The following is a 24,817-nucleotide window of genomic DNA, read 5'->3' as shown; positions in this document are numbered from 1 at the left end:
ACGCAGGCGGGCACGGTCGCGCGGTCGCACGACCCGGCTCGTCGGATGGCTCGCGAGGTCTGGAAGCCGCCGACTTAACCGACATACCCCGAGTCGACGCGCACAAACTGACGCAACCGTCGGCACCTTCAAGATCGTTGTGACGCAAGGGATGACGATGCCGTTTGGGCGGACGCAAAGCGTGTATCCCGGTGCGGGCTCGATTGAGCCCACCCCCGATCGTCAACCGACCACGAGGAGTCTCATGCCGTCACGCAATACCGTCGCCCGTTCACTGCACGATCTCGGTGCCGCAGCCTGGTTCGGCGGCAGCCTGATGGGCGCCGTCGGTGTCAACGGTGCAGCCGCCGCCGTGCGTGACCCACGGGATCGTGCCGGCGTCGCCGCCGCTGGGTGGGGCAAGTGGAACCCGGTCAACGCGGTGGCCATCGGCGCGCACCTCGTCGGCGACGGAATGATCTTGTCCGCCAACCGCGATCGCGCGAGGTATCAGGCCGGTGTCCGGTCCAACACCGTCATCAAGCTGGCCGTCACGGGCGCCGCACTCGGCGCCACGGTTCTCAGCGGCGTCCTCGGCCGCAAGTCCGCCGAAGGCCACGGTCACCCGATCGAGGGGGCGACCGACCCGGCGCCGTCCACCCCCGACGACGTCGCGGCTGCGCAGCAGAACCTGCGCTACCTGCAGTGGGCGCTGCCCGTGCTGACGGGCACGATCATCGTGCTCGGCGCACAGCAGGGTGAGCAGCAGCGGCCGAGCCAGATCATCACCGGCTTCGGCGAGACGCTCGCCCGCCAGATCGGCAAGTAGTCAAGTAGTACCTGTCCATCGGCCCGTCGCGGGTAAGAAGGTCTGATGCGCGCGATGATCTTCGACGAGTTCGGCGGGTCGGTGGACGTGCGGCCGGTCGCGGATCCGGCACCCCCACCCGGCGGCGTCGTGGTGGAGGTGCACGCCACCGGCCTCTGCCACAGCGATTGGCACGCGTGGGCCGGCCACGACGACGGCGTCGCACTGCCGCACGTCCCCGGCCACGAACTGGTGGGCGTGATCGCCGCCGTGGGCGATGCCGTACGCCGCTGGTCGGTCGGCGATCGCGTCACCACGCCGTTCGTCTGCGGGTGCGGCACCTGCGAGTGGTGCGTCGCGGGGCAGGCCCAGGTCTGCCCGAACCAAACCCAGCCGGGATTCACCCACTGGGGTTCGTTCGCCGAACACGTCGTGCTGCATGCGGCGGACGCCAACCTGGTCGCGGTTCCGGCGGGCATAGGCGATGCCGCGGCCGCGAGCCTCGGGTGCCGATTCGCGACCGCCTACCGCGCACTCACCGCACGGGCCCGCGTCGAGGCCGGTGAGTGGGTCACCGTGATCGGTACCGGCGGCGTCGGGTTGAGCGCCGTCCAGATCGCGGTTGCCGCAGGCGCGAGGGTCGTCGCGGTGGACCGCACGCCCGCGGCCCTGGACGTGGCGAAACGTCTTGGCGCAGAACACGTCGTGCTCGCCGACGGAACCGACGTCGTCAGGATCGTGCACGACCTCACCGGCGGCGGCAGCCACGTCGCGGTGGACGCGGTCGGGTCGGAGGCCACCTGCGCCGACGCGATCCACAGCCTGCGCCGTCGGGGGCGGCACGTGCAGATCGGGTTGCTGCCAGGCGTCGACGGACACCCGAGGGTGCCCATGGATCGCGTGATCGCTTGGGAAATCGACGTTCTCGGCAGCCACGGCATGGCTCGCGTCGACTACCCGGCGATGCTCGACCTCGTCGAATCGGGAGCGTTGCGCCCGGACGCACTGGTCGAACGCGTCGTCGGCCTCGGCGAGGGCGCTCGCCTCCTGCCGTCGTTCGGCACCGCGTCCCCCGTCGGGGTCACCCTCATCGACCCGCGGCTGCCGTGACGGTCGGGCTCACCACCGCGATCTGACGTCGTCGGCGATCAGCCGGGCGATTGTCGGCGCCGAGTCCGCGGGGTCGGCGCTACACGTGTTGACGTCGACGACGACGTTGTTCTCCACCGTGAGTGCGCGACCGCATGCCCACCCGGGCGCACTCGCGTCCTTCATGGTCGAGATCGCGCTCAGCGTGGGTTTGGCGTTCGAGACCTGCCCGACCGTCCACTGCGACCCGCTCTGCGTGTGCGTGTACTCCTGACACAGCGTCCACCGCTCCGCGGAGGCGTCGAAGAATGCGCCGGCGCTCTCCGGCGTCCCGAACAGCACCACCGCCTGTTTCAGGTAGTGGGTGAATCCGTCGCCGTTGTTCAGGCTCTGATCGCGCGTCGCCCAGAACCCGCTGTCCGCGTAGACGGCCGCCTCGGCCGCGCCGTCGATCGGGAGGCACTCCGGCGGCGCCATGATCGCCGAGCTGTCCGTCATCGTGTCCCGGCTCTCGGTGGCCGTCATCCCCACCGTGCCCATGGCGGCATCGATCTTCTCGGGGGTGAGCAGCAAGCTGGACAGCTCGCGCTCGACGAGGGGTCGGGGGATCAGAGTTCGGCCGGGAGACGTCGTCTCGGCGTTGCCGGTACTCACGCATCCGGCAGTCAGCAGGCAGGTGGCTACCGCTGCCAGTGCTGCGGTCGATCGACGCATGTGAACCTCCTCGAACCGGGCTCGTCTCAGCCACTGAGGAAATGGTGCGTCACCGCAGGCGCCGAGCTACGAATCGGCGCGGTGTTTCCTGGTCACGATGCGTAGTGCAATGGATAACGATTCGTCGTGGGCGTTCCGGACGCTATGGCATCAGCGGCAGCGGCAGGACGTCGGCGTCCAGGGCGTCGCGATCGGTGGACCACAGGCGGGCCATCTCCTCGATCTGCGCGTTGGCGCCGTCCGAGGTCCGGTGCGCGGTCATGATCTGGTTGCCACCCGTGGGGTTGACGACCGTGGCGATGTAGATGGTCTCGGGTCCGTCCATCACCGCGGTGACGTCGTCGGCGCCGATCTCTTCTGGTTGAACGGTTGTCATCGAGCGTTCCTCCGTCTGGGCGTTCGGCTGCACCTGTTCGTCCGACGGTACTGCTTGCGCGGTCGGGCGGTCGGTCGAGCCGGTCCAGATTCGCCGTCGGTCCTGACCACGAACACGAGATCGGTAGCGACGTCGACCAAGTTGAGTTCTGGGCGGACAACCCGGACACGGGCCGCGACGGACGAAGGACACGGCATGAACACCACCAGGATCAAGCAGACCGTCGTCGGGGCGATGATCGCGGGCGCCGTCGCGGCAGCCGGATTGGGACTGGGCGCCGGTTCCGCCGCTGCGCAGCCTCCCACCGGAACGTGGTGCCCCGGACAGGCGCTACCGATGGGCGGAGCGGTGTTCGGCTGGGACATGAACGCCTGCCACGACTACTGGTTCGTCAGCCCTCCAGTCGGCAACGTCCCCATAACCATGAACGGCATTCAGATGGACAGCTGGATGTGGATCGGTTCGCCGCCCCCGGGGTTGGCGCCGCAGGGGCCGCCGCCTCCGCCGCCCCCACCCCCCGCGCCGGGGTCCTACTGCGCCACCAACCCGATCGGCTGCCACTTCTTCGGGCCCTACGGGCCGGGGTACTAGACAGACCGAAACGAAAAGCTGGTCAGGACGATGTCGTCCTGACCAGCTTGTCTCCGGTGGAGCTGCCGGGAATCGAAACCGGTACGAATTTCGCGCTGAACTGCAGAAATGCAAGCTGTCACGGCGGGAAACCACACGAAAGCACGCCGCGTGACCTGCGGATTCGCCAAGGGTGTTGATGGCATCAACGGTGTGGACGGTGCGAGTCGTCTAGTTCTTGTTCAAGCCGAACTGCCGGGTGAGCAGAACGTCCTTCCAATACGACTCGCGGTCCAGGACCTCTTGATCCGGGGTACGCATAGACCAGAACTCCAGCAGCGCGAATCGAAGATTGGACCGGGCGTACTCAGCGCCCTTCTGCCCGACCAGCTCCTTGAGCGCGACGTTGTTTCCGTGCAGCCCATCGACGTACTGGCGCAGTCTGGCCCAGATCCCGGTATCCCCATACGCCGCGCCGACGTAGGCCTTACCGGTCTCGACGTCGTGGATGACGTAGACGCCCTTCATGTACTGCAAGGCCCCGCGCCAGTCGTTCCACTCTTGAGTTACCGCAGTCTCCAGAACACCGATGCTGTGGTTGATGCGGTCGTGACCGGGGAAGGGCTCACCGGTGTAGGGCAGCTTCGAGATGGACACCACTTCGATGTCGTCGATGTAGGTGTCCATGTTGAGCCGGATGGCCCGACCGGTCGGGCGGAACTTCACCCACAGCCGCTTGATGTACGGACCCATCAGATCGTCGCGCAAGACGATCTTGTAGGAATGCGCGTTCGGCTTGTCGCCACGGGACTTGACCTCGAAGACGCCGCCGAATAGCCAGAGCGCCGGGTCGTTTCGGTCCCGCGCCAGCGTGAAGATGAACTGCCGGTTGAACTCGTTGCGGGCGGGCCGCCAGCGGCTCCACTTAACCCACTCGTCCCATGAGCGCGTTAAGACGTCGATGGGATGGTCATTGCCGTTGAAAACGGCACAGTGCAGCTTGCACTCGGCTGGGTCGATGTCACCGATCATGGATGTCAACGGGATCGCTGTCATCATGCAAGGCTATTTGTTGACGACCATTAACCGTCGATAGACCTACACTTTCGAACCAGGATGTGGGTGGACTACCGAGAAGAGACGAATGGCATCGATAGCTTCAAACTCATTCGGGCCGCTGGCGGCACATGCCATTGACATCGCTGGAGCTGCCGATCGGCAGTCCGTTCGGTACATCGAATCCACCTGGCGTTCCTGGCTCAGCCGTGCCGAGATCAGGTCTACGGTTGTCGATAGGGGTCTTTGGAGCGATTGGTCCAGATACCGTTTCACGCCGCCAAATCCGCACGTTGGCCGAAGACATCGACTCCCCTAGCGGACGGCTGACGCTTCTCATCGCGACGCTGGTGTGGGGACGTGGCACCGCCAACGGTCGGATGCGAGACCCGGTTCTGCGTGCGATCACGCACTCCAACCGTGACGATGTTCTGCAGAAGACGACACTCCTGGCGCGGGGAGGAGCTGTTGCTGATCCGTACAACGCTTGGACACTGCCGGGACTTTAAGCCGCGTTTTTCACTAAGTGGCTATGGGCTGCGACGTCGCTTTGACCCAACACATGTTGCCTGGTGCTGGACAAGCGTGTGTGGAACAGCCTGGGTGCGCTCGGCTGGAACAGCCTCGAAGCGGCGGGAGGACAACGCGACTGGGGTGTGCGTTATGCCGCCTACGTAGGCGCGCCATGCATGAATGCGCAGACGAGGTTGGGCAGGGTGTCACCGCCGAGGACCTCGAATACACGCTCTTTAGGATTAACGGAAACCTTGACGCGCTATGACTCACGTCCTCATTTCGAGGTCCGCCGCGGGTACTTACGCGGAAGCCTTTAGGCCGTTGTAGATGATCGGCACCAGTTCGGCGAGCAGTTTCTGCGACAGGTCGGCGTTGTTGATGATCTGTGTCGAGAGGTCTTCTGAGGAGGCCATGGCCCCGATGACCGCAGTCATGAACTCGCTGTGCAAATCTGGGCTGGCCGAAAACTGGGCAAGCGTGTTGTGCTGCGCCTGCTGCTGCAGGGTCTCGCTCTCTTCGAGCCGCTCCTTCACGTGGGTGACGACGTTCTTCACACTCGAATCCGGGTGATCGCCGGAGAACAAGTCGTTGATCTTCTCGATGACCTCGGCAAGGGCGACCAGTTCCGCGTCTTTGACGCTACCGGTCCCGGCTTCCTTGGCCGGTTCGAGCGGCACACCGCCGGCGAGCTTGCCTGAGGTAGAGCCTTGCTCGTGTTGGGCGATGTAGTCGAAATCGACGGTGGACAGATCTATCTCATGCTGGAGTTGCTCGGCGGTGATGACGGGAGCCAGGTGGCGCAGGTAGATGGACAGCTTCTCCAGAGACAGGTCTTCGTAATTGAAGATCTGGGATAGGAAGTCGTACTGCCGCAGGAAGGTGCCGACGTCCTTTCGGAACATGATGAGTTCGTCCAGCGCCGTCTTGTCGTTGGCCTCGATGGCAGCGCGTTCGCCGTCCCGGAAGCGGTCACGGGCCGGAGTCACCCACTTCGTCAGCGCGTTGTTGCCCTTGTGCGCCAGGTAATCCGCGACGAGACCCTCCACTTCGGATTCCTGGTAGATCGCGGCGGCATCGAGCTTGGCCATGGTCTCGTGGACGATATTGCGATCGGTGACGTCTGCCAGTGTGGTCGCCTCGTAGTACGGCTCGAACGCCTCGACGATCTCCTCAGCACCGTTTGCGAAATCCAGGACGAAGGTCTGATCCTTGCCCGGTGCCACCCGGTTGAGCCGCGACAGTGTTTGCACCGCCGCAACACCTGACAGGCGCTTGTCGACGTACATCGCCACCAGGAGCGGTTGATCGAAGCCGGTCTGGAACTTGTTCGCCACCAACATCACCTGGTACTCGTCGGTGGCGAACGCATCGCGCAGATCGCGGCCCTTCAAGCCCGCATTCATCGAGGTCTCCGTGACCTTGTCCACACCGGAGTCGGCATCTGTCACCTCGCCGGAGAACGCCACCAGCGCCGCGACGTCGTCATAACCCTGTTCGCCGACGTACTTGTCGAACGCCAGCTTGTAGCGCACCGCCGCCTTGCGCGACGAGGTGACGACCATAGCCTTGGCCTTGCCGTCGAGCCGCCAGCCAACATTGGCGCGGAAGTGCTCGACGATGATCTGCACCTTCTGGGAGATATTCGTCGGATGCAGCTTCACCCAGTTCATCACCGACTTCACCGCCGCCGACTTGTCCACCAGGTCGACGCTGTCGGCGCTGCCGGTGATCGCGATGGTGCCTGTGCTGGTGGCTTCTGATTCGTAAGCCTGCCCGTTGTGGGTGAGCCGGAATGCCGTCTTGTATGGGGTGTAGTTCTTGAGCACGTCGAGGATGAAGCCTTCCTCGATGGCCTGCTGCATCGAATACAGGTGAAACGGGTGCGGCTTACCGCTGATGCCCTTGTGCCCAAATAGCTCCAGGGTCTTGGCCTTCGGGGTGGCGGTGAACGCGAAGAACGACAGGTTCTTCGACTCCGCCCGTGCAGCGATCTCCGCCGCCAAGACGTCCTCGGCATCGACCGTGCCGCCGTCCTCCAAATCCTCCAGTTCGGTGGCGGCCAGGGCCGCTTTCAGGCGCTTGGATGCCTCGCCGGCCTGCGACGAGTGGGCTTCGTCGGCGATGATCGCGAAGCTCTTGCCCTTCAACGACGCCTGTCCCTGAATGAGGTCCAGGGCGTAGGGGAAGGTCTGGATGGTGACGATGATGATCTTCGTCCCGTCGGTCAGCGCATCGGCCAACAGTTGGGATTTCGACCCTCCCAGGCCGTCGATGTGCGCGACGACACCCGGGGTCTTGTCGATCTGGCGGATCGCTCCCTGTAGTTGGGCATCGAGTACGTTGCGGTCGGTGATGACGATGACGGAATCGAATACCGGCTTGTTGGCGTCGTCGTGCAGCACCGACAGCCGATGTGCCAGCCAGGAGATGGAGTTCGTCTTGCCCGATCCGGCGGAGTGCTGGATCAGGTACCGGTGTCCTGCCCCCTGCGTGCGGGCTCGTTCGATGAGGCGGGTCACCGCGTCCCACTGGTGGTAGCGCGGAAAAAGCATCGTTTGGGTGCGGATCTTCTTGTCCGATGCGGGATCGATTTTGTCGGTGACCTGCAGGTGGAGGAAGCGTCCGAGGATGTCCAGCCAGGTGTCGCGCTGCAGGATCTCTTGCCACAGGTAGGCCGTCGGCGATCCGTGTGGGTTCGGCGGGTTCCCGGCGTGATGGTCGTCGCCTCGGTTGAAGGGCAGGAAGTACGTGTCCTTGCCCGCGAGCTTGGTGGTCATCTGCACCTCGCTGTTGGACACCGCGAAGTGCACGACCGCCCGAGATCCGAACGCCAGCAGCGGTTCGCCTTTGGGTAGCCGGTGATTCTTGTACTGCAGCACCGCGTCGGTGATGTTCTGGGTGAAGTCGGTCTTCAACTCCGCCGTCGCGACCGGGATGCCGTTGACGAAGAACACCAGATCGATGCTGTTGTTGTTCTGCGTCGAGTAGTGCACCTGTCGCATCACCCGCAGGCGCACCGCGTCGTACCGCTTGGCGGTTGACTCGTTCAGCGACGTATTGGGGCGGAACTGGCACATCGAGAATTGTGCGTTGAGGTCCTTGAAGCCCCGCCGCAGCACCGAGAGCGTGCCGCCGTTGGCTTTGGGATCAGCACCTAACTGCTTCACCAGCGTTGCCAGTACCCCGGCCCGCGCCTTGGTCAGAGCTTCCCCGGTTAGGTCTGGCCTGACCCGCTTGGCCAACTGCTCCGGCTGTGCGTCCGCCAGCCACCCGAACACATCCTCGGGAAACAGCGCCAGCTCACGGTCGTAGCCGACATCGGTCGACGAGTACAGCCAGCCGTGCTCGGCCAGGTACTGGCAGATCTCGGACTCGAACGCGGTCTCGTGATGCTGCTGGGTCATTGCGCCTGCGCCTCGGTGCTCGTCGGTGCAATGGCGAGCTGTTCCAGGTCGCTAATGGACTGCCCCTGCCCGTTGCGCCAGCTCGTCCGTCCGTTGTTCTCGCCACCCACCAGAGCACATCCTGCCGCTGACGGAGAGCCGAACAGGTGATCTTTGAGGAAGACCAGTTCATGCTCGCCGACCTTGATCACGCCCTCTGCCTCCAGAGCTGCGCGTTGCACCGCGATGCCGGGCCGGGCGGACTTGCGGGTGTCGGGACGCCCCTTGGACCCGGCAAGGATAAGCAGCCCTTCCGGGGTCTGGAACCCGGTGGCCTCACACCCTGCCTCACGGAAGAACAGACTCTCCGGCTCGCCGCTGTTCGTCTTCGTCGGCAGCGACATAGCGGGCTTGACCGTGTCGAGCACAGGCGCACCCAGAGTTGCTAACAACACGGCGATGGTGTCGATGAACTCCTGACAATCAGCCTCAAGAGGCTCGGGGGTGAACGGATTCGATGCCTGGTTGCCGTTGACCAAGTTGTACCGCCCTGCGGCCCTAGCCCGCCCCAGTGACAACCATTCGAGGTAGGCCGCATGGGTGGAGGTCCACTCGTTGGTTAGTGATACCGCCACCATGGCTCTCGTCCAAAAATCCTTGGCAGAAGTGTGCTGCTGCAGCCTCACACCAACACTCCCCGATTGGCCGATATAGCACTGAGGCGCTTCATCCTCGTTCGAGCCGAACAGGTAGTAGACGCCCACCTGCGCGGACTCTGCACGCTGGAGGAACTGCGGGAGCAGCGAGCGTGGGACCTCGAACACTCGGACGGTACGTGTCGTCAGGTTGGCCACCCGCATCCCGGCGGGGTCCCCGGATGGCAGGTAGATCTGGATTGTCTGCGCCCGTGTCACCACTAGGCCACCGCCCCCCGCACGTCGATCTTGCCGGTCACTGCTTCGGTGATCAGCGCAGAACGGTATTCGTGCAGCATCGTGATTGCGTCGTTTGCTTTGTCGATCAGGACGTCAATCTCCGTGCACCGCTCATTCAGGAATGCCACGATGCGCCGCTGCTCATCGATCGGTGGGTACGGCAACGGGGTCTTGGCAATGCGATCCATCTTGAGGTTTCCGACAGTTGAACCATTGAGTTGAACATCGAAGTACGCCCTGATTGACCGCGAGTAAATGGCCTGGACAATCAGATCAGACAGGTAGACCGTGTCGTTGGTCTTCAAGAGGACCATCCGCTGACCGAGGCATAAGTTACTAAGGTCGGGAATTACGCAAGCTTCTCCAGCGGGTGCTTCGCGCGTGAAGAATATGTCTCCAGGAGTAGGAACGGCACGCTCCACCCGTTCCAGGTATACGGTCCGATTAGTTTGGAAGCTGTATTCAGGCCGGTACTTTCCATCTCTGATCGAGCCGGAACGGACAACGGTGTACTCGCCTTCCTGATGGGCGATCGGAGTGCTGTGGGCACAGTCGACGATCCTGTCGACGACCCAGCCGAGACGGGTCGTTTCCCAATGACTCGGAATGTGGTCGAGCCATTCGACGCCGGAATCCTTCATCTCAACATCAGGGTCAAGGCCCTTGGTGACGGCGTGTGTGATGGTGGCGGTGCGGTCCTCTCGCAGGGTGGTGATGAGCTGTTCCTGCTTGGCAACAAGCGCATCTATTTTGGCGGTCTCGCGGTCCAGGAACCGCGATATTGCGACCTGTTCGTTCGTCGGAGGGAGCGGAAGAGGCACTTGCGAGAAATGGTCCAAACCCAAAGATTGGCCATCCCTCAGCTGATTGGAGGTGCTGCGCAGCTCCTGTATGAAGCCGTGGGATTTCAGCAGGTAGACGAAGTACCGCTCTACGACTTCACGTCGCGGGGAAAGGACCGTGTATGCGGGACTGATCTTGCCTGATCCTGCACTCCACTCGATCCCACCTTGAAAACTGCGAAGACTAATCACAAAATCGCCAGCAGAGACGTGTTTCAACCCTGCCTGGCCTTCGATTACCTGTACAACCTTGGCCCCTCGCGCCTCCATGAACTCGTCTTGGTATACAACCCCGTCAGCTTGTGAAGCGGTGAGTTGGCGGTCTCCTTCGTGTGCGGGTTCTCGATGACGTGCGAATAAAGTTTTCGGACTGCGGACTGCCCACTGTTGGGGGATGTGTTGGAGCCATTGCACACCCGTGTCTTGGTACGCGGGGTATGGGTCACCCCAGTTCATGCGCCGACCTCGGAAAGCATGGCCTGGATCTCGCTGACGAGGATGCGGAGATCTCTCTGGATTTCTTTTAGCGGCCTGGGCGGAACGTAGCGGTAGAAGTGACGGGTGAAGGGGATCTCATAGCCAACTTTGGTCTTGTCCTCGTCGATCCAAGCATTCGGCAGATGGGGTGTTACTTCGCGGGCGAAATAGTCCTCGATGTCCTCTGCCAATGGGACGTTCTCGGTGTCGCGAAGCGTCGGGTTGGGTTCGGGGTTGCCTTTGGCGTCCGTGACGATGACGGCATCGTCGTCGTGCTCGCCGATAGTCGACCAGATCGCTTTCACCAGCGGAGCACCCGGTTTGGCCAGTCCGGCCTTGCGCAGCGCGTCCTTGAGTTCCGTTAAAAACTCGTCGCGGTCCTTCCACTCCCAGCCGATCAGCGTGGTGAGGGCCTTGCGGAGCGCGGCCTTCTCTCCGTCCTTGAGCTTATCGACGCTCTTCTGCGCAAAGACGTCCTCGATCCTGTCCTCGGTGGGGGAGAACCGGAGCTGCAGGGGGCGTTCGACGGTGATGGTCGAGTAGCCAAATTCCTCGCCCTTGAAGACCTTGGAGTGGGCTTCGTGCTCATCGGTGGCTTCCTGGTTGCGAAAGCTGTCATAGAGACCACAGATCCGCTCGATGTCCTTCGGGCGTAACTCTCTTCGCTTCGAGCCGAGCGACTTGCGCATCTTGCCGTACATGTCGACGGCGTTGATGAGTTGTATCTTGCCCTTGCGTTTGGCGGGCTTGTTGTTGTCCAAGATCCAGATGTAGGTGCTGATGCCGGTGTTGTAGAACATGTCGGTCGGTAGCGCGATGATCGCGTCGAGTAGGTCGTTCTCGATGATCCACTGGCGGATGTTGGACTCGCCCGAGCCTGCGCCGCCAGCGAACAGCGGGGACCCGTTGAGCACGATCGCCAGACGGCTGCCTCCTTCGCCGTTCTTGACCGGCTGCATCTTGGAGATCAGGTGCAGCAGGAACAGCAGTGACCCGTCCGACACGCGGGGTAGGCCGGGTCCGAATCGTCCGGCGAAGCCGCGCTGCTCGTACTCGTCGGTGACTGATTTCTGTTGCGTGTTCCATGCCACGCCAAAAGGGGGGTTGGAGAGCAGGAAGTCGAAGGTCTTGGTGCGGAAGCCGTCGTCAGTCAGGGTGTCGCCACGGTAGATGTTGTCGACGTCCTGACCCTTGATGATCATGTCGGACTTGCACATGGCGTACGAGCGCGGGTTGATGTCCTGCCCGTAGAGCACGGGACGGGCCTTCGGGTTCATTTCGATGAGGTGGTCGTAGGCGGTGGAGAGCATGCCGCCGGTCCCGGCAGCGGGGTCGTAGATGGTCCGCACGGTGCCAGGCTTGGTCAGGACATCGTCCTGGGTGTGGAACAGAATGTCGACCATCAGCGCGATGACCTCGCGGGGAGTGAAGTGATCACCGGCCTGTGCGTTATTGGATTCAGCGAACTTGCGGATGAGTTCTTCGAAGATGTAACCCATGTCGTGGTTCGTAACCACGGTCGGGTGCAGGTCGACGGCGGCGAACTCCTTAACGATCAGATACAGCCGGTCCGACTTGGCCAGATCGGCGATTAGGTCGGCCATGCGAAAGCCGTCGAAGACGTCGCGCACGTTGGGTGAGAACCGCTCGATGTAGTCGATGACATTGTCGGCGACGCCCTCCGGATCCCCGACCAGTGCGGCGAAGGTCCAGCGGGAGGTGTTGTAGAACGGCAGTTTGAACTTGGCCTTGAGCATCACCGCAGGGTCGACCTTCGTCGCCGAGATCTTCGTGTACTCGGCGAGCACTTCATCCTTGGTCGGCTCCAGGATGCAGTCGAGGCGGCGAAGGATGGTGAACGGCAGGATGACGTCGCCGTACTGGTTGGGCTGGTACGGCCCCCGCAGCAGGTCGGCAATTTTCCAGATCAGGTTGGCATTGGTCTGCGCCATGTTCTCGATTCACTCCCCATGTCCGATTTCGAGACAGGTGGAAGTTACCCCGCCTTAGTGACGAGAGGCAGTCATTGAGGAGCGGCGCGGCGTCGCTGCTGGTTGTTGAGCTTCTGCCCAACAGTGCCTCACGGGCCTGGTTGTCCTACCTCAGAGGGGCGGATGGCGGCAGAATGGGCGGGTGGTCCGCACGGGTGCTCGCGCAGCGGCGTTGCAGAAGCTATTGAATCGAGCCGGGCTGCAATCGGCGGCGTCTGGTCCGCCCGCACCCAGGCTGGATGTCCTGCCTGGGAACGCACGGGCCGAGCTGATCGACCTGTATCAGGTCTTGGGTGGGAAGGAGCCCGTGCGTGCTCTTCGTCCTGGAGCGTGGGACTTGGCGTTCGTCGACGGGCTCGTCGTGGAACTCGATGAGGAGTTGCACTTCAACCGGTACCGGTTGAGGACCCTTCAAGCGCCGTGGAGCGCCCGATTGCCTTGGCATGACGCTTACTTCGACTTTTGCGTCCGCCAGGAGCAGGCGTGCCTTGATGCTGGCAAGTGGGGCAAACGCTGGACGAGCCCTTCGTGTGAGTCGATGTTCGGGCCGCCTGGAGAGGCCGGCGCATTAGAGGGGGCTGGTGCTCCGCGTTGGAAGCAACGCGCCCTCTACGACGCGATCAAAGACCTCGCCGCACTGACCTCCAACGCGCTACACCTGGCCAGAGTGTCAGTGTGGGACACCGTCGGCGACGTCAGGATCGGTGACGCACTCAGTGGCGGTGCGCCGATCGACGCTGGACGGCTGCGTGAATTAGTCGACCAGAGAACGGCGGCAGCCCCGCTCGCGTGATCAGGCTGGAGTCTCGTCTAAGTACCTGTACAGCGTCGCCCGACTTACTCCGAGGTACTCGGTGATGGCCCTGCCGGTGTAACCGTCGGCCTTCATGCGCCTCGCGGTGGCGATGCGCTCGACGTCGTCGACCTTGCGGGGCCGTCCGAACTTGGTGCCGTTAGTCCGCGAGGCCGCCCGCTTGAGCGCGGTGCGCTCCTTGATCAGCTCGCGCTCGTACTCTGCGAGGGAGCCGAGGACCCCGATCATCATCCGGCCCGCCGGGGTAGCGGAGTCGATGCCGTCGGTGACGGACACCAGGGTGACTCCCCGCTCGGTCAGTGCCTTCACAGTCTGCAGGATGTGCAGCATGTTCCGGCCAAGTCGGTCCAGCTTCCACACCACCACCGTGTCACCCTCACGGACGTAACCCATGAGATCCGTAAGGCCGGGCCGGTCATCGCGGGCACCGGACATCACATCAGAGAACACCTTCGTCGCACCGGCGGCGGCCAGTGCCTCGTTCTGCTGATCGAGGGTCTGAGCGACGGTGGAGACGCGGGTGTATCCGATTCGGGTTCCGGTGGCAGTTTGCGGCACCCATTTAGTGTCTCATAAATATGAGTTTACACACTATTGAGACACAGACATCTGAGACGAACTTCCGAGACACCGCGAACTGGTAGGACGCTAAGACTGGCTGCCGCCCAGGCGGTGTCTCGAATGTGATCGTTTTTGAGACAGCGCACGGCACTAGTCAGCGACGTCCCAGTGCGCACGCGTCCGATGATCGGAGTCAACAGTCCTGGCGAGCAGGTAGTTTTCAAAGCCTTTAGCCATGAATTCTTCCTCGGTCAACTCAGCGTCCGGGAGGAGTGGAAATCTTGTGACACGGTCGCGCCATGAGAAGAAATCGTCATTCCCTAGCGGAGGGAATTGCGCCAAGTCGTACAGGTGGCTGGCGGTTAACCCGAAATGGGGTCGTCCATTATCGTCCATTGTCCTACGCCAAGGTTCCTCGCAAATATGGCCGGCGTCTAGGGTGGCAGCGAATGTCGTTGGAACTCCAACGCGATCTGCAGCGACCCAGAGTTTCCTTAGCTCGCTGTCGGTCAGGCCGCGTTGTCGTGTCTTGCATTCCCCAACCACCCATTTACCAGACGCGAGAATCACGACGGTGTCAAACTCTGCACAAACTAACTTCCCGTTTGGTTCTAGCAGCTCAACCCCTGGATAAGCTCCGAAGATTGCGCCACTTCGCGAACTGTCCAGCATGCCTACGATGTGCCTAATCGCCAATATCGAAGGCAGCGTGTCATGCTCCATCGCCCGTAGGAGCACTTCGCTAGCCCTGTACTGATAGTCGATTTTCTGCGAACCAAATGGGGTATCGATTACAAGTCCGCACCCATGGCAGATCAAGTCGGGTATGGCGTCCTGTAGCGGCCGCCACTGCGCATGTTTGCAATTCTTACATCTCGCCTCAATGCCACGTAGGACTATTCGATGAATGACTGCCCAGTCGAGCCAGGCGGCGGTAGGCTTTACACCTATACCAAGTTCTCTAGCGACGGCGTTAAAATTCAGATAAGCAACCTCGTCGATTTCCGGCGTGCCCAGTGCCTCATCTAGTCGAGACGCTAAAACATCATATTTATCGGAGTCGGCGACAATGTTGCTTCCTTCGAGGAACTGATTTAAGCGACGCTTCACTAGGCTCGAATGTCCGCGACGTGTCAGCTTGTTGAATAGTGTCGTCACACCTGGGTACGCAAACATGGTTAATTCACCGCCAGCCGCTCGCATCAAGTTTTCAGCTGCTTTGCCGGGGGTGCTTACCCGTGCCACCATTGAATGATCAAGGGAGAGGGCTCGAAGCACTTCCATACCCGACGGGTGACGCACAGTGCGGAATTCATCGAGTTTACCTACATGAACGATATCGCCGTGAAGGTATCCAGGATCACCCCACCTGCTACGCCTCATAGTCTTACTAGGCGGCAGGCGTCTCCTAGCGATCGTAGCCGTCAAAGTAAGCCAAGTGGCGTGACTTGTTCCCAAATAGCTCTGTCCGAGCGATTCAATGTCCGTCGGCGAGAAGCAAGCTATCGTGGCCCTGCCGTTCTCGAAATGCACCATTTCGGTGGAGGCAACGCAGCCTCCATATACCTCAGCGAACAATTCCCACGGATCCACAATGTCAACATTGAACCCTTCACATATGCTACGCAGTTCGTCCGCAGGAATAGAAAACGAAGTTACGGCGAAGTTGTCCTCGAATCCGAAGAAGTGTCTCGCCTCAAGAGAGTCACGCAAGAACTTAATATCGTTGCGAGTCGTATCATTCAGTGGAATGCAAAGGGGTAGCTTATTTGGATGAGCAAATCGAGCCCGCAGATTCCACGTCAGTGAGAGGTCGTCAACGCGTTCGGGACGATAGACCACCACTATATTTGGTCCATATTTCGATGCTGCCGACGATTGCCCCCAGTCGAAACGAGATGTCGACTGGAGACCCTTATTATATCCAGCGCCGATAGCGGTCGGTAAGCGGATCTTTGTAAGATTAACAGCGGAGATTCGGTTGTGTATACGCAACCGAGATAGAAGGTCTTGCACCGAAGGTGCGGCGTTCACCGCGTTTATGGTCCCGAAATCTGTAAATGAGAGGTCATCGCGAAGACCGTAAATCCGATTTTTATCGACATCTGGGTTAACTGGGACATCCCCGAATAGAACAAGATAAGCGCCAAACCAGGCGTTAGTTGTAGGGATGTTCCGACACGTCTGAATGATGGGTCTATCTGCTTGAAAACTGAGCTGGTGAATCAGATACTGACTGACATCACCCCACCGATCGCACAAGCTGTCGTTGACTGGTTCGGGTATCAAGCCACGTGGCTCTACGCCATCAATACTGCTGCCGAGCAGTACCTCTGCAAAGCGGCTATCCAGCTCGGCTTCGTCCGGATCGATTGGTATAAGTGGAAAATACGCACCGGCCCACCGCGTACAGAGATTCGTGACGACATCGTGCACATCACCGATTGACCGTGAGTTCACGGCGACCGCCGTCGTATGTGGACGCAACTGACGCTCCACAGAGTGTGTACCCGACAGCAGGTCCTCCGTGAGGAGTGGCCAGAGGTCCATGCGGAGGACTCTCGCACCAGCGTCACCGTAACCTGTGATTCGACACGCGCAGCACCCCCCATCTCCAACATGGCGTCAGCGACTGGGAACGAGACCGAGCCGTCTACGTCGCCCGGATAGCGATTCCGGCTCGGCGCGTCTCAGCTGTGACCGTGTTCATCTTTGGACCGTTTCGCGTAACGTCGCTGGTCATGTTCGACTGGGGAACATTGGGACAGCCCAAGTTCGACCGTGTCGTGGAAGCCATCGTCCGACACCGCCTCGGCGATTCTGTACGAGCCGTGAATGGCGTTGGCGGAGATGAGGGAATCGACATCGAGATAAACCTCGACGGGGGGCGACTGTGGATTTTGCAGCTCAAATACTTCCCGGAGGGATTTTCATCCGTATGGGGTGCGCGCCGGACACAGATCACCCGATCGTTCAAACGGGCAATGAAGCACGAACCAGTTAAGTGGTCGCTAGTTGTGCCCCGAGTCTGTTCGAACTCAGAAGACAACTTTGTTAAAAATCTCAACGGCGGCAAGAGGCCGCCGGTGATCACCGTCATTGACCGCGACGAGTTGGACGTTTGGCTAGCGGAAGCGCCTCACATAGAACGCTGGGCTCTGCGCAACGCTACAAGCGAGCTACGGGAGATGGCGCGAGATTTCGGGCAGGAAACCGCGGCTCTCACCGGTGGACTGCCGGATCTCTCGGCCAGGGTGAAGAGCCTAGGCCAACTCGCCAACTCCGCCGACTTGGACTGGAAGATCGGCTTCGCCAACACCGACGACGCTACCTCCATAACAATCAGCCCACGTCATCCCGACGCGGCGACCCGGAGCCCCATCGAGTTTTCCGTCGAACTCAATCAGCTCGGCGAAGACCACGCCGATTTGCAACAGGAGCTTCTGCGCACGTTCGGTTATGCACCTTCCGGCACCTTGCGCATCCCCGGAGACGTCGTTCGGTCGGTACGGTTCGGTGGCCCGGATTTCATCGCAGGTGACTACCCGCCGGGAGCGGTCCAGTTAGTTTCTCCGCCTACGGGCCCGGCGATTGGCAAACGCCTGGAGGTGCGGGCCTTTCAAGACGAAGAGGTAGTCGCCACCTTTGAGGGGCGGATCACCCATGCAGCGCCCGGCGCCATCGGCGGGTCCATCGAAGCGGCCTTCTGCGGTGGCCATCTAGATGTGCGACTCCGAGTACCTCACGACATCGAAATGACCCCGGACGCAGGGGGCGATTTTCCTGCACCAGGACTCGATCTCAAACTCAACTACGAAAACGTTCGACCATCGGTTGTGGAGGATGTGCTCTCGACCCGGCGCGTTCTCTGCTTTGCCACCCGGTTGGAGTTCGCGATCGGCGGGGACTTGCTCGCTAGAGTTCAAACCGAAGCCCGGAACGCCAGCGACTACGACGGCGATTTGCTCGCCATCGAGCAATTCGCGTACGACCTCGACGTTGTCCAGCGACATACCAACCACTTCTTCGACATCCCCGAAGAAATACGCCCCGGCGACCGAGTAAAGCTGCGCGTAGCGAGACTCCTCATCGAAGGCCACATCGTTGCGTCGCCGCGTGCCCGTGTCTTCACGCTCGGAATGACGGGAGTGGATACACCCGAAGTCCGGGCACCGCTGCTTGGGCCACAATCGATCGTTTGGCCCGCTGGACCATACGCGGTGGAGATAGCGGGACGCGAACTCACCATCGGTGATGTTTACGCACTCCATACACAAGCAACGGCCATCAACGGCGACGAAGCGATCGCGAATCTGGATGCTGGTAACGCCGAAGGATTCGAAGTTCACTTCCGCCCAGGCGATGACCCGTACTTCTTCATCACTCTCGCCAACGATTCGCCCGACAACGTGCTCCGCCGCCATCTTGCGCAATGGACTCTGTGGGGAGTCGACCAGCCGGGCGTATCCGACGACGATTCATACGAACTCGGATGACGACGTAACCGAGGCCTTCTCAAAAGGTCGAACGACGATCCGACACACCCAATTCAGAACAACACTCGCGGACTTACTGGCTAGTCGTCACCGTCGTCCGGGCACACCCGCTCTATCGTGCCCACAAGGAGCGCGTCGATCAGGTACTCATGAGCGTCCCAGCCGCCCACCCACTGTTCCGAGTCCAGCGTCGCGGCCTCCGCGTCAAGTGCCGCGATCAGTTCGTCGTAGGTGTACTCGATCCCGGACATCCGATAGATCGTCCCTTCGTTTGTCACTCGCTCACTATCTCATCTGGCACTGACACTCAGTTCGTCGTCTGCGCTCATATTTCGTGTCCGTGGCCATGAAAAAGTACCCACTGGTGGCCACGTAGAGGTATCCGTTTTTGGCCAGGTAAAAGTATCCACCCCGTGTTCGTCGTGTCGATCAGGAACTGCGGGCCCCGATGGTGACGGTGAAGGCGCCAACCAATCGCCATCACCACCGGGGAGTTCCATTGAAGTCTGCGAAGGACCGCATGGACGTCATTTCTGCCTACCACCAGCTCGGGTCCTACCGAGCCGCCGCCGACGAGTGCGGCACCACCCACCGGACGGTCAAGAAGATCGTCGACAAGTTCGAGGCCGACCAGGCCGGTGTGCCGCCGCCACCGCGAGCCGAACGGGCGCACAACTACGATTCGGTCGCCGACCTGGTGGCCGAACGGGTGGATAAGTCGCATGGCCGGATCTCGGCCAAGCGGCTGCTCCCGAAGGCCCGAGCCGCCGGGTACACGGGTTCTGACCGCAACTTCCGCCGCCTCGTTGCCGAAGCGAAAGCATTGTGGCGCAGCACCAATCATCGCGGACGTCGTCCCGCGGTGTGGGAACCGGGTGAGTACCTCGTGATCGACTGGGCACAAGCCGCACCGGGGTTGTTCCTGTTCTGTGCGGTGCTGGCGTTCTCCCGGTGGCGCTTCGTGCGCTTCGCCACCAATGAGCGGGCTTCGACCACGTTGGCGTTGATCGCCGAGACCATGGCCGCCGCTGGCGGGGTGCCGGCGAGGGTGCTGGCCGATCGGATGGCCTGCCTCAAGGGCGGCGTGGTGGCCAACGTCGTCGTTCCCACCCGGACTACGTCCGGTTGGCCGGCCATTACGGGTTCGCACCGGATTTCTGCCATGCCAGCGATCCGCAGTCAAGGGCGTCGTGGAACGTCTGTGTGGTTACGCCCAGGACGATCTGGCCGTGCCCTTGTTGACCGAGGCCGCGGTCACCGGGAAGCCGATCACTCTGCGCGATGCCAACGCTGCGGCCGAGGCGTGGTGCACCGAAGTGAACGCCGCGAACCATTCGGAGATCTGTGCGATTCCCGATGAGCGGCTGGTAGTCGAACGTGATCTGCTGCAACCACTTCCATCGTTGCGTCTGCAGATCGGGGCGCCGTCGGTGAGACGCAAGGTCGACCGCTTGTCCTGCATCCGGTACGGGTCGGCCCGCTACTCGGTGCCGATGAGGCTGATCGGCACCACGGTGACCGTGGTCGTCGACCACGACGCACTGTGCCTGCTCGAGCCCGCCACCGGAGTCATCGTGGCCGAACACGAACTCGTCGCACCTGGTGGTGTGTCGATACTCGACGAGCATTACGACGGCCCGAGGCCGGCACCCAGCCGCGGGCCGCGCCCGAAGACCACCGTCGAGAAACAGTTCTGCGGCCTCGGTGAGGATGCGCGCGCGTTCCTGATTGGCGCCGCGGCGATCGGCAATACCCGTCTGGGCTCGGAGTTGGAGATCCTGCTGGCTCTCGGCGCTGCCCACGGCACCGACGCCCTCCTCGCCGCACTGCACCGGGCGGTAGCGTTTCGCCGGTTTCGGGCGGCCGACGTGCGTTCGATCCTGGCCGCCGGGACCGGCGCACCGCAGCCACGCCCGGCCGGTGAGGCGTTGATTCTGGATCTTCCGGTCGCCCCGACCCGTTCCCTGGACGCCTACAAGATCACACCAGCCGTAGTCGACGGGGAGGTGATCTCATGACCAAGCCGCCACCGGTGACTGCCACCGAACCCGTTGCACCACCGTCGGTTCCACCACTGGCCGCCGACCTCGATGCCGGGTTACGGCGGTTGAAGCTGGCCGCGGTGCGGCGCACCGCACCGGAGGTGTTGATCACCGCCAGGACTCAACGCTGGACCCCCGAGGAAGTCCTGCGCACCCTCATCGAAACCGAGTTGGCGGCCCGCGACGCCTCCAACGTCGTCAACCGCCTCAAGGCCGCCGCGTTCCCCGTGCCCAAGACGTTGGAGAGCTTCGACGTGGCCGCATCCTCGATCCAGCCAAAGGTATTCGACTACCTGTCGAGCCTGGAATGGATTCGGACACGACAGAACCTGGCGATCATCGGCCCAGCCGGCACCGGCAAGTCCCACACCCTGATCGGCCTAGGAACCGCAGCGATCCACGCCGGGCACAAGGTCCGCTACTTCACCGCCGCCGACCTCATCGAAACCCTCTACCGCGGCACGGCCGACAACACCGTCGGCAAGATCATCGAATCCCTACTACGAGTCGACCTGATCATCCTCGACGAACTCGGCTTCGCCCCGCTCGACGACACCGGCACCCAGCTGCTGTTCCGCCTCGTCGCCGGCGCCTACGAACGCCGATCCCTGGCCATCGGCTCGCACTGGCCCTTCGAACAATGGGGCCGCTTCCTGCCCGAGCAGACCACCGCCGTCAGCATCCTCGACCGACTCCTGCACCACGCCACCGTCGTCATCACCGACGGCGACTCCTACCGCATGAAAGACGCCAAACACCGGAAGGAGCAACCCACACCAACCTAAGAATCACCGCACGGGGTGGATACTTTCATCTGGCCACCAGCGGATACTTCAACTTGGCCATTGACATTTCGTACACGCCGTGACAGGCGATAGTCGGGATGGCGTTGGATTAATGCTGCGCCGAATTGAACGTTTCGACACCAGTTCTCGGCATGCTTCCGACAAGGTGCCAGTTCAGCGGCATACGTTGGTTCAGCGGACCTCGCTGTGTACCACCCGGAAAATTGGCAATTGTTGGGGAGTACTTACGTTCTCTTTCTTCCCGCTAAATGGTTTGCAGACCGTCTGCAGCGCAACGCCTTTCGGAGCCGCGTGCGCGCTACGCGGCTCCAAAGCGTCGGGCCTGCCTCGCAACGTCCGAGCGCCTGCCGTTGACCATGTAGAAGATTCGTTGCCGCTGAACTTCCGTGACCTAATACCGGTGCTTGAGACCCGCTACCGGCGCATCAGACCACCCGCGTGTAGATCCGCTGGCGTGGAGTGAACGGACCCCAGCGTACCGGCATTCAGCCTGGTGCCCATGTCGCAGGAGAGGCAAGCTGAATCCGCCTGCGGCTCATAATCAAGAAGCTTTACGTTCCGGTGGTACTAAGTCCCCGCGGGGGCGTCCGAAGGCGTCCAGGCCGTCCGAAACTGTTCTGAACAGGAGACACGACCGGACGGTTCAGGCATGCCCGGACATCTCTAGGTGTCCGGGTGTTTCGGGCCGTCCGCTCGTCTGTCCTGTTCTTGATGCGTTTCGGACGGGCTGGACGGGTCCGGACGCAGGTAGCGACAGAAGGCGTCATGGAAGTGCTCTTGCCGATACCCACGCTTGGTCTTCTCGGTGTTGTGACCTGACCTCACCCCGTACGCCGCGAGGCGGTGAGCCAGTTTGTTGGTTGTGTAATCAAATTCCCTCCATGGTGAATCGGGAAACTTTCGCAACGCATCCACTAGGTCGACAGAGGGCAGAAACGACGCCGCCTTGTCGAGGAAGATCTGCCGAATGTCGCTGAGCAGCCTGACGTCCAACGAACGAGCCTGGTCGGCGTCGTCGGCACCCTCGACCATGGCCAGGCAGGCCGCACGCGCCTTGGTGGGCCAGTTGCCTCCGGCGATGTCGGCAACGGCCACCAGTGGCTCCCAGGTGTCGGCGGCGCGATCCTCAACTGGCATGTCGGGCACGGCGTCGGTGAGTTCGTCGATGTGGGCATGTGTCCAGACAGCCAGTCGGTCCCGCAACCGATGCAGTACCGGTTCATCCCGGCGACACCGGAACTGCGCTACGCGCTCGTCACTGGTGCGGCGACGCATCGTGATGTTGATGGCACGGTCGGTGATGGTGTCAGGCATGGCACCGATGCCTGCCAACGCCACCATGGCGAACGTGGGGAACTCCGTAGGAACCAACTGCGGCCCGACACAGCGCAGTGCTGGCCGGTTGCGCTGATGGCCGGCGTTGAGCAGGCCACGCAGATCCTCGTTGTTCTCCGCGCTCCTCCTGTTGCCGAAGATCGTGTCCGCCTCGTCGATGATGAGCGTGGGCGGGCGGTCGCTGTTGAGTGAGCGGAAGACCGCCGATACCGAGGCGTTGACGGTGATGAGCGGGGCGTGGCACATGCCGCTGACGACATCGAGCGCACGGGACTTTCCGCACCGCTTCTGCGGACTATTCAGCACTAGTCGGGGTGCGGCGTTCCACGCCTCGATGGCATGGGTCGCGGCTACCCACAAAGCCACGGCCACTGCGCAGTTGTCGTCGGGGAACCGCACATAGCGCCGCAATGTGTCGAGCAACTCGGTCAGCAGAACGTCACCGTCGACCAGCGGCGTGCCGATCGGCGGCGTTGTGGACTCCGAGACGGCACGTTCGCGGTTGGTACCGAACGGCTCTCGCGGGTCTGTGCCGTCACGCTCGGGCACCGCACGCGGGTTGTCTAGGCCTGCGGTCATGCCGCTGGTGACAGTGGTCTCCGCTTCGTCGCGGGGCAGGCCGCACCGCTCGGCCGCCTCCAGTAGCGCGGTTTCGGCGCGTCCGCAGTCCAGGCCCGCACCCGTCACGTACTGACCGAGCGTGAACGCGGCCCGATTCAGGGTGTCGTTCCGGCAACCCTCGGCGGCTTCGGCCACCTCCTTGGTGGAGTTGGTCAGCACGGCTTTGAGGTAGGCGCGCTGGCGGGCGTCGGGAGGTGTCCCGTCCCACGGCTGGCCATCTAGGGCGGGCACGGCCTTCGGCAGGTGTTCGTCGAGCCAAGCGGCCAGTGCGGCTGCGCCTGCCTCGTCTCCCTCGATGCGCATGCTCGCCAAATCGTTGAACACGACCTCGTAGCCCTTGCCGTCGTACTTAGGGCGTCGAGTACCGGGAAGAAACACGTTGGCACCCTTGGCTTGCAGGTCCACCCCCGGCAAGCCGGGAAGCTTGCCGTGCACGGTGTGGATGTCCTCGCGCCAAGCCCCGTCGATGTAGAAGTGTCGGCCACCCGACGGCGTGATGACGTCCGCGAAGATCCTCGCGTTGAGACCGCCGAGCCACTGGCGCACCGCGTCGATGTCGCCACCGTTGCGCGGGTCCACGTCCACCACGATCACGCGCCCGCCGGTATTAGCGCACAGGCAGTCACCCATGCTGAATGACCCGTACCTGGCGGAGTTCCAGAGATCGTCGGCGGCTTGCCATCCGCGGGGCCGGTAGAACTCGGCCTTGTCGTCATTGTGGGGTCCGCTGGTCCAGACCGCGCACCGAAGCGGGCCGAGGTCTGTAACAAACTGGCGTTCGTCGTCGTCGAGCAGAGTCAGGCCATACCGAAGGGGGGTATCCTGGCTTTCAGCTCCGTTGGTCGCGTGAGTGTCTCGGGCCGGTCCGATGTCTTTCGCATCGGACCGGTTCTCCGTTTCGGTCATTGCGCCAGCACCTCGATCTCGCTGAGGGCGTGAGGCCCGCCGCCTATGCGGTGGTCGTACTCGCCCAGGTTGTCCTCAAGCAGATCCCGGTCCACCTGCTCACGGCAGGGCATGCAGCACGACACGGCCCGACGCGTATCGACGGTCACAGGCCCATCACCCGCTTGCGTGACGTTTGTGTCAGGCCCGACGGCGAAGGCATCGCCTCCGCCGGAATGCGACGTACTTCGTTGGAGCAGGCTGTGAGGGCATCAGCGATATCCTCTGCCGTCATCCGCCAGTGCCGCCCAACCTTGCGGCCTGGGAAAACACCGGAACGCAGCTTCTCGATCAGCCACCGTTCGGATGGTGCGCCCATCTTGTCGGCAGCGTCGGCGCTGGAGTAGGTGAGATTGGTCGTGGACACGAAGGACCCCTCTGATCGGACTGATCAGACCCTTGGGGTCTCCTTCGGCACATCCTGCAGAACAGGCTTCGAAACAACGATAACAGACACGAAA

At 62.2% G+C, this 24,817-nt stretch carries 20 protein-coding genes and 1 pseudogene; 8 read left to right on the top strand and 13 right to left on the bottom strand.

Annotation, left to right across the window (positions count from 1 at the left end):
• Positions 1 to 244: 244 nt before the first annotated feature.
• Both G6N64_RS14760 and G6N64_RS14755 read left to right on the top strand, forming a co-directional pair.
• Complete coding sequence (locus tag G6N64_RS14760; protein ID WP_163797733.1) at positions 245 to 808, top strand: hypothetical protein; 564 nt, start codon at positions 245 to 247, stop codon at positions 806 to 808.
• A gap of 45 nt (positions 809 to 853) precedes the next feature.
• Complete coding sequence (locus tag G6N64_RS14755; RefSeq protein WP_174266811.1) at positions 854 to 1,897, top strand: zinc-binding dehydrogenase; 1,044 nt, start codon at positions 854 to 856, stop codon at positions 1,895 to 1,897.
• Positions 1,898 to 1,906: 9 nt separating this feature from the next.
• Here the strand turns inward: G6N64_RS14755 and G6N64_RS14750 are convergent, their stop codons facing one another.
• Positions 1,907 to 2,590: a sensor domain-containing protein gene (locus G6N64_RS14750; RefSeq protein ID WP_163797732.1), complete on the bottom strand. Its 684-nt coding sequence runs from the start codon at positions 2,588 to 2,590 to the stop codon at positions 1,907 to 1,909.
• A 142-nt stretch (positions 2,591 to 2,732) separates the two neighbouring features.
• Entirely contained in the window at positions 2,733 to 2,966 is a 234-nt protein-coding gene (locus tag G6N64_RS14745; RefSeq protein ID WP_163797731.1) for a hypothetical protein, read from the bottom strand.
• A 195-nt stretch (positions 2,967 to 3,161) separates the two neighbouring features.
• Between G6N64_RS14745 and G6N64_RS14740 the strand changes: the two genes are divergently transcribed.
• Positions 3,162 to 3,557 carry a hypothetical protein gene (locus G6N64_RS14740; protein WP_197748357.1) on the top strand — a complete coding sequence of 132 codons (396 nt, stop codon included), beginning with the start codon at positions 3,162 to 3,164 and terminating at the stop codon, positions 3,555 to 3,557.
• Positions 3,558 to 3,767: 210 nt separating this feature from the next.
• Here G6N64_RS14740 and G6N64_RS14735 read toward each other — a convergent pair whose 3' ends face one another.
• A complete protein-coding gene (locus G6N64_RS14735) occupies positions 3,768 to 4,592 on the bottom strand; it encodes a GIY-YIG nuclease family protein (protein ID WP_163797730.1) in 825 nt (274 codons plus the stop codon).
• A 131-nt stretch (positions 4,593 to 4,723) separates the two neighbouring features.
• Between G6N64_RS14735 and G6N64_RS30705 the strand changes: the two genes are divergently transcribed.
• Complete coding sequence (locus tag G6N64_RS30705) at positions 4,724 to 5,101, top strand: 8-oxoguanine DNA glycosylase OGG fold protein (protein ID WP_409370810.1); 378 nt, start codon at positions 4,724 to 4,726, stop codon at positions 5,099 to 5,101.
• Between the two features lie 306 nt (positions 5,102 to 5,407).
• Here G6N64_RS30705 and G6N64_RS14730 read toward each other — a convergent pair whose 3' ends face one another.
• The 4 genes from G6N64_RS14730 to G6N64_RS14715 form a co-directional block, all read right to left on the bottom strand.
• Positions 5,408 to 8,512 carry a type I restriction endonuclease subunit R gene (locus G6N64_RS14730; RefSeq protein WP_163797729.1) on the bottom strand — a complete coding sequence of 1,035 codons (3,105 nt, stop codon included), beginning with the start codon at positions 8,510 to 8,512 and terminating at the stop codon, positions 5,408 to 5,410.
• Positions 8,509 to 9,255 (bottom strand): GIY-YIG nuclease family protein, encoded by a 747-nt coding sequence (locus G6N64_RS14725; RefSeq protein ID WP_246231167.1) that lies wholly within the window; start codon positions 9,253 to 9,255, stop codon positions 8,509 to 8,511. The genes G6N64_RS14730 and G6N64_RS14725 overlap by 4 nt, the downstream gene beginning before the upstream one ends.
• A 152-nt stretch (positions 9,256 to 9,407) precedes the next feature.
• Positions 9,408 to 10,538 carry a restriction endonuclease subunit S gene (locus tag G6N64_RS14720; RefSeq protein ID WP_163797727.1) on the bottom strand — a complete coding sequence of 377 codons (1,131 nt, stop codon included), beginning with the start codon at positions 10,536 to 10,538 and terminating at the stop codon, positions 9,408 to 9,410.
• A 182-nt stretch (positions 10,539 to 10,720) separates the two neighbouring features.
• Positions 10,721 to 12,697 carry a type I restriction-modification system subunit M gene (locus G6N64_RS14715; protein ID WP_163797726.1) on the bottom strand — a complete coding sequence of 659 codons (1,977 nt, stop codon included), beginning with the start codon at positions 12,695 to 12,697 and terminating at the stop codon, positions 10,721 to 10,723.
• A gap of 181 nt (positions 12,698 to 12,878) precedes the next feature.
• On the opposite strand from G6N64_RS14715, the gene G6N64_RS14710 reads away from it, so the two are divergent.
• Positions 12,879 to 13,529: a DUF7255 family protein gene (locus G6N64_RS14710; RefSeq protein WP_246231165.1), complete on the top strand. Its 651-nt coding sequence runs from the start codon at positions 12,879 to 12,881 to the stop codon at positions 13,527 to 13,529.
• Here G6N64_RS14710 and G6N64_RS14705 read toward each other — a convergent pair whose 3' ends face one another.
• Positions 13,530 to 14,108 (bottom strand): recombinase family protein, encoded by a 579-nt coding sequence (locus tag G6N64_RS14705; protein WP_163797725.1) that lies wholly within the window; start codon positions 14,106 to 14,108, stop codon positions 13,530 to 13,532.
• A gap of 153 nt (positions 14,109 to 14,261) precedes the next feature.
• On the bottom strand, positions 14,262 to 16,661 hold the full coding sequence (locus tag G6N64_RS14700) for a hypothetical protein (RefSeq protein ID WP_163797724.1): 2,400 nt from the start codon (positions 16,659 to 16,661) through the stop codon (positions 14,262 to 14,264).
• 191 nt (positions 16,662 to 16,852) lie between these two features.
• On the opposite strand from G6N64_RS14700, the gene G6N64_RS14695 reads away from it, so the two are divergent.
• Complete coding sequence (locus G6N64_RS14695; RefSeq protein WP_163797723.1) at positions 16,853 to 18,607, top strand: hypothetical protein; 1,755 nt, start codon at positions 16,853 to 16,855, stop codon at positions 18,605 to 18,607.
• 80 nt (positions 18,608 to 18,687) lie between these two features.
• On the opposite strand, the gene G6N64_RS14690 is transcribed toward G6N64_RS14695, so the two are convergent.
• A complete protein-coding gene (locus G6N64_RS14690; RefSeq protein ID WP_163797722.1) occupies positions 18,688 to 18,858 on the bottom strand; it encodes a hypothetical protein in 171 nt (56 codons plus the stop codon).
• Positions 18,859 to 19,106: 248 nt separating this feature from the next.
• Between G6N64_RS14690 and istA the strand changes: the two are divergent.
• Positions 19,107 to 20,625 (top strand): annotated as a pseudogene (istA, locus tag G6N64_RS14685) (IS21 family transposase).
• Entirely contained in the window at positions 20,622 to 21,434 is an 813-nt protein-coding gene (gene istB / locus G6N64_RS14680; RefSeq protein WP_163797721.1) for an IS21-like element helper ATPase IstB, read from the top strand. The pseudogene istA and the gene istB overlap by 4 nt, the downstream one beginning before the upstream one ends.
• Before the next feature lie 684 nt (positions 21,435 to 22,118).
• Here the strand turns inward: istB and G6N64_RS14675 are convergent.
• The 3 genes from G6N64_RS14675 to G6N64_RS14665 are packed head-to-tail and all read right to left on the bottom strand — an operon-like array spanning position 22,119 to position 24,723.
• On the bottom strand, positions 22,119 to 24,317 hold the full coding sequence (locus G6N64_RS14675) for a DUF3631 domain-containing protein (protein ID WP_163797720.1): 2,199 nt from the start codon (positions 24,315 to 24,317) through the stop codon (positions 22,119 to 22,121).
• Entirely contained in the window at positions 24,314 to 24,466 is a 153-nt protein-coding gene (locus tag G6N64_RS14670) for a hypothetical protein (protein WP_163797719.1), read from the bottom strand. Before G6N64_RS14670 ends, G6N64_RS14675 begins: the two co-directional genes overlap by 4 nt.
• Entirely contained in the window at positions 24,463 to 24,723 is a 261-nt protein-coding gene (locus tag G6N64_RS14665) for a helix-turn-helix domain-containing protein (RefSeq protein WP_197748356.1), read from the bottom strand. Before G6N64_RS14665 ends, G6N64_RS14670 begins: the two co-directional genes overlap by 4 nt.
• Between the last annotated feature and the right edge of the window lie 94 nt (positions 24,724 to 24,817).

Source organism: Mycolicibacterium sediminis, from assembly GCF_010731735.1.
Classification (GTDB): Bacteria; Actinomycetota; Actinomycetes; order Mycobacteriales; family Mycobacteriaceae; genus Mycobacterium; species Mycobacterium sediminis.
This window is presented reverse-complemented; position numbering and strand designations above follow the sequence as displayed.

Bases quoted from the DNA above. Each gene is read 5' to 3' on its own strand.
- G6N64_RS14675 (WP_163797720.1), bottom strand. From the start codon at position 24,317: ATGACCGAAACGGAGAACCGGTCCGATGCGAAAGACATCGGACCGGCC.
- G6N64_RS14695 (WP_163797723.1), top strand. From the start codon at position 16,853: ATGTTCGACTGGGGAACATTGGGACAGCCCAAGTTCGACCGTGTCGTG.
- istB (WP_163797721.1), top strand. From the start codon at position 20,622: ATGACCAAGCCGCCACCGGTGACTGCCACCGAACCCGTTGCACCACCG.
- G6N64_RS14735 (WP_163797730.1), bottom strand. From the start codon at position 4,592: ATGACAGCGATCCCGTTGACATCCATGATCGGTGACATCGACCCAGCC.
- G6N64_RS30705 (WP_409370810.1), top strand. From the start codon at position 4,724: ATGCCATTGACATCGCTGGAGCTGCCGATCGGCAGTCCGTTCGGTACA.
- G6N64_RS14720 (WP_163797727.1), bottom strand. From the start codon at position 10,538: ATGGAGGCGCGAGGGGCCAAGGTTGTACAGGTAATCGAAGGCCAGGCA.
- G6N64_RS14730 (WP_163797729.1), bottom strand. From the start codon at position 8,512: ATGACCCAGCAGCATCACGAGACCGCGTTCGAGTCCGAGATCTGCCAG.
- G6N64_RS14755 (WP_174266811.1), top strand. From the start codon at position 854: ATGCGCGCGATGATCTTCGACGAGTTCGGCGGGTCGGTGGACGTGCGG.
- G6N64_RS14690 (WP_163797722.1), bottom strand. From the start codon at position 18,858: ATGTCCGGGATCGAGTACACCTACGACGAACTGATCGCGGCACTTGAC.
- G6N64_RS14760 (WP_163797733.1), top strand. From the start codon at position 245: ATGCCGTCACGCAATACCGTCGCCCGTTCACTGCACGATCTCGGTGCC.
- G6N64_RS14715 (WP_163797726.1), bottom strand. From the start codon at position 12,697: ATGGCGCAGACCAATGCCAACCTGATCTGGAAAATTGCCGACCTGCTG.
- G6N64_RS14740 (WP_197748357.1), top strand. From the start codon at position 3,162: ATGAACACCACCAGGATCAAGCAGACCGTCGTCGGGGCGATGATCGCG.
- G6N64_RS14700 (WP_163797724.1), bottom strand. From the start codon at position 16,661: ATGGACCTCTGGCCACTCCTCACGGAGGACCTGCTGTCGGGTACACAC.
- G6N64_RS14745 (WP_163797731.1), bottom strand. From the start codon at position 2,966: ATGACAACCGTTCAACCAGAAGAGATCGGCGCCGACGACGTCACCGCG.
- G6N64_RS14750 (WP_163797732.1), bottom strand. From the start codon at position 2,590: ATGCGTCGATCGACCGCAGCACTGGCAGCGGTAGCCACCTGCCTGCTG.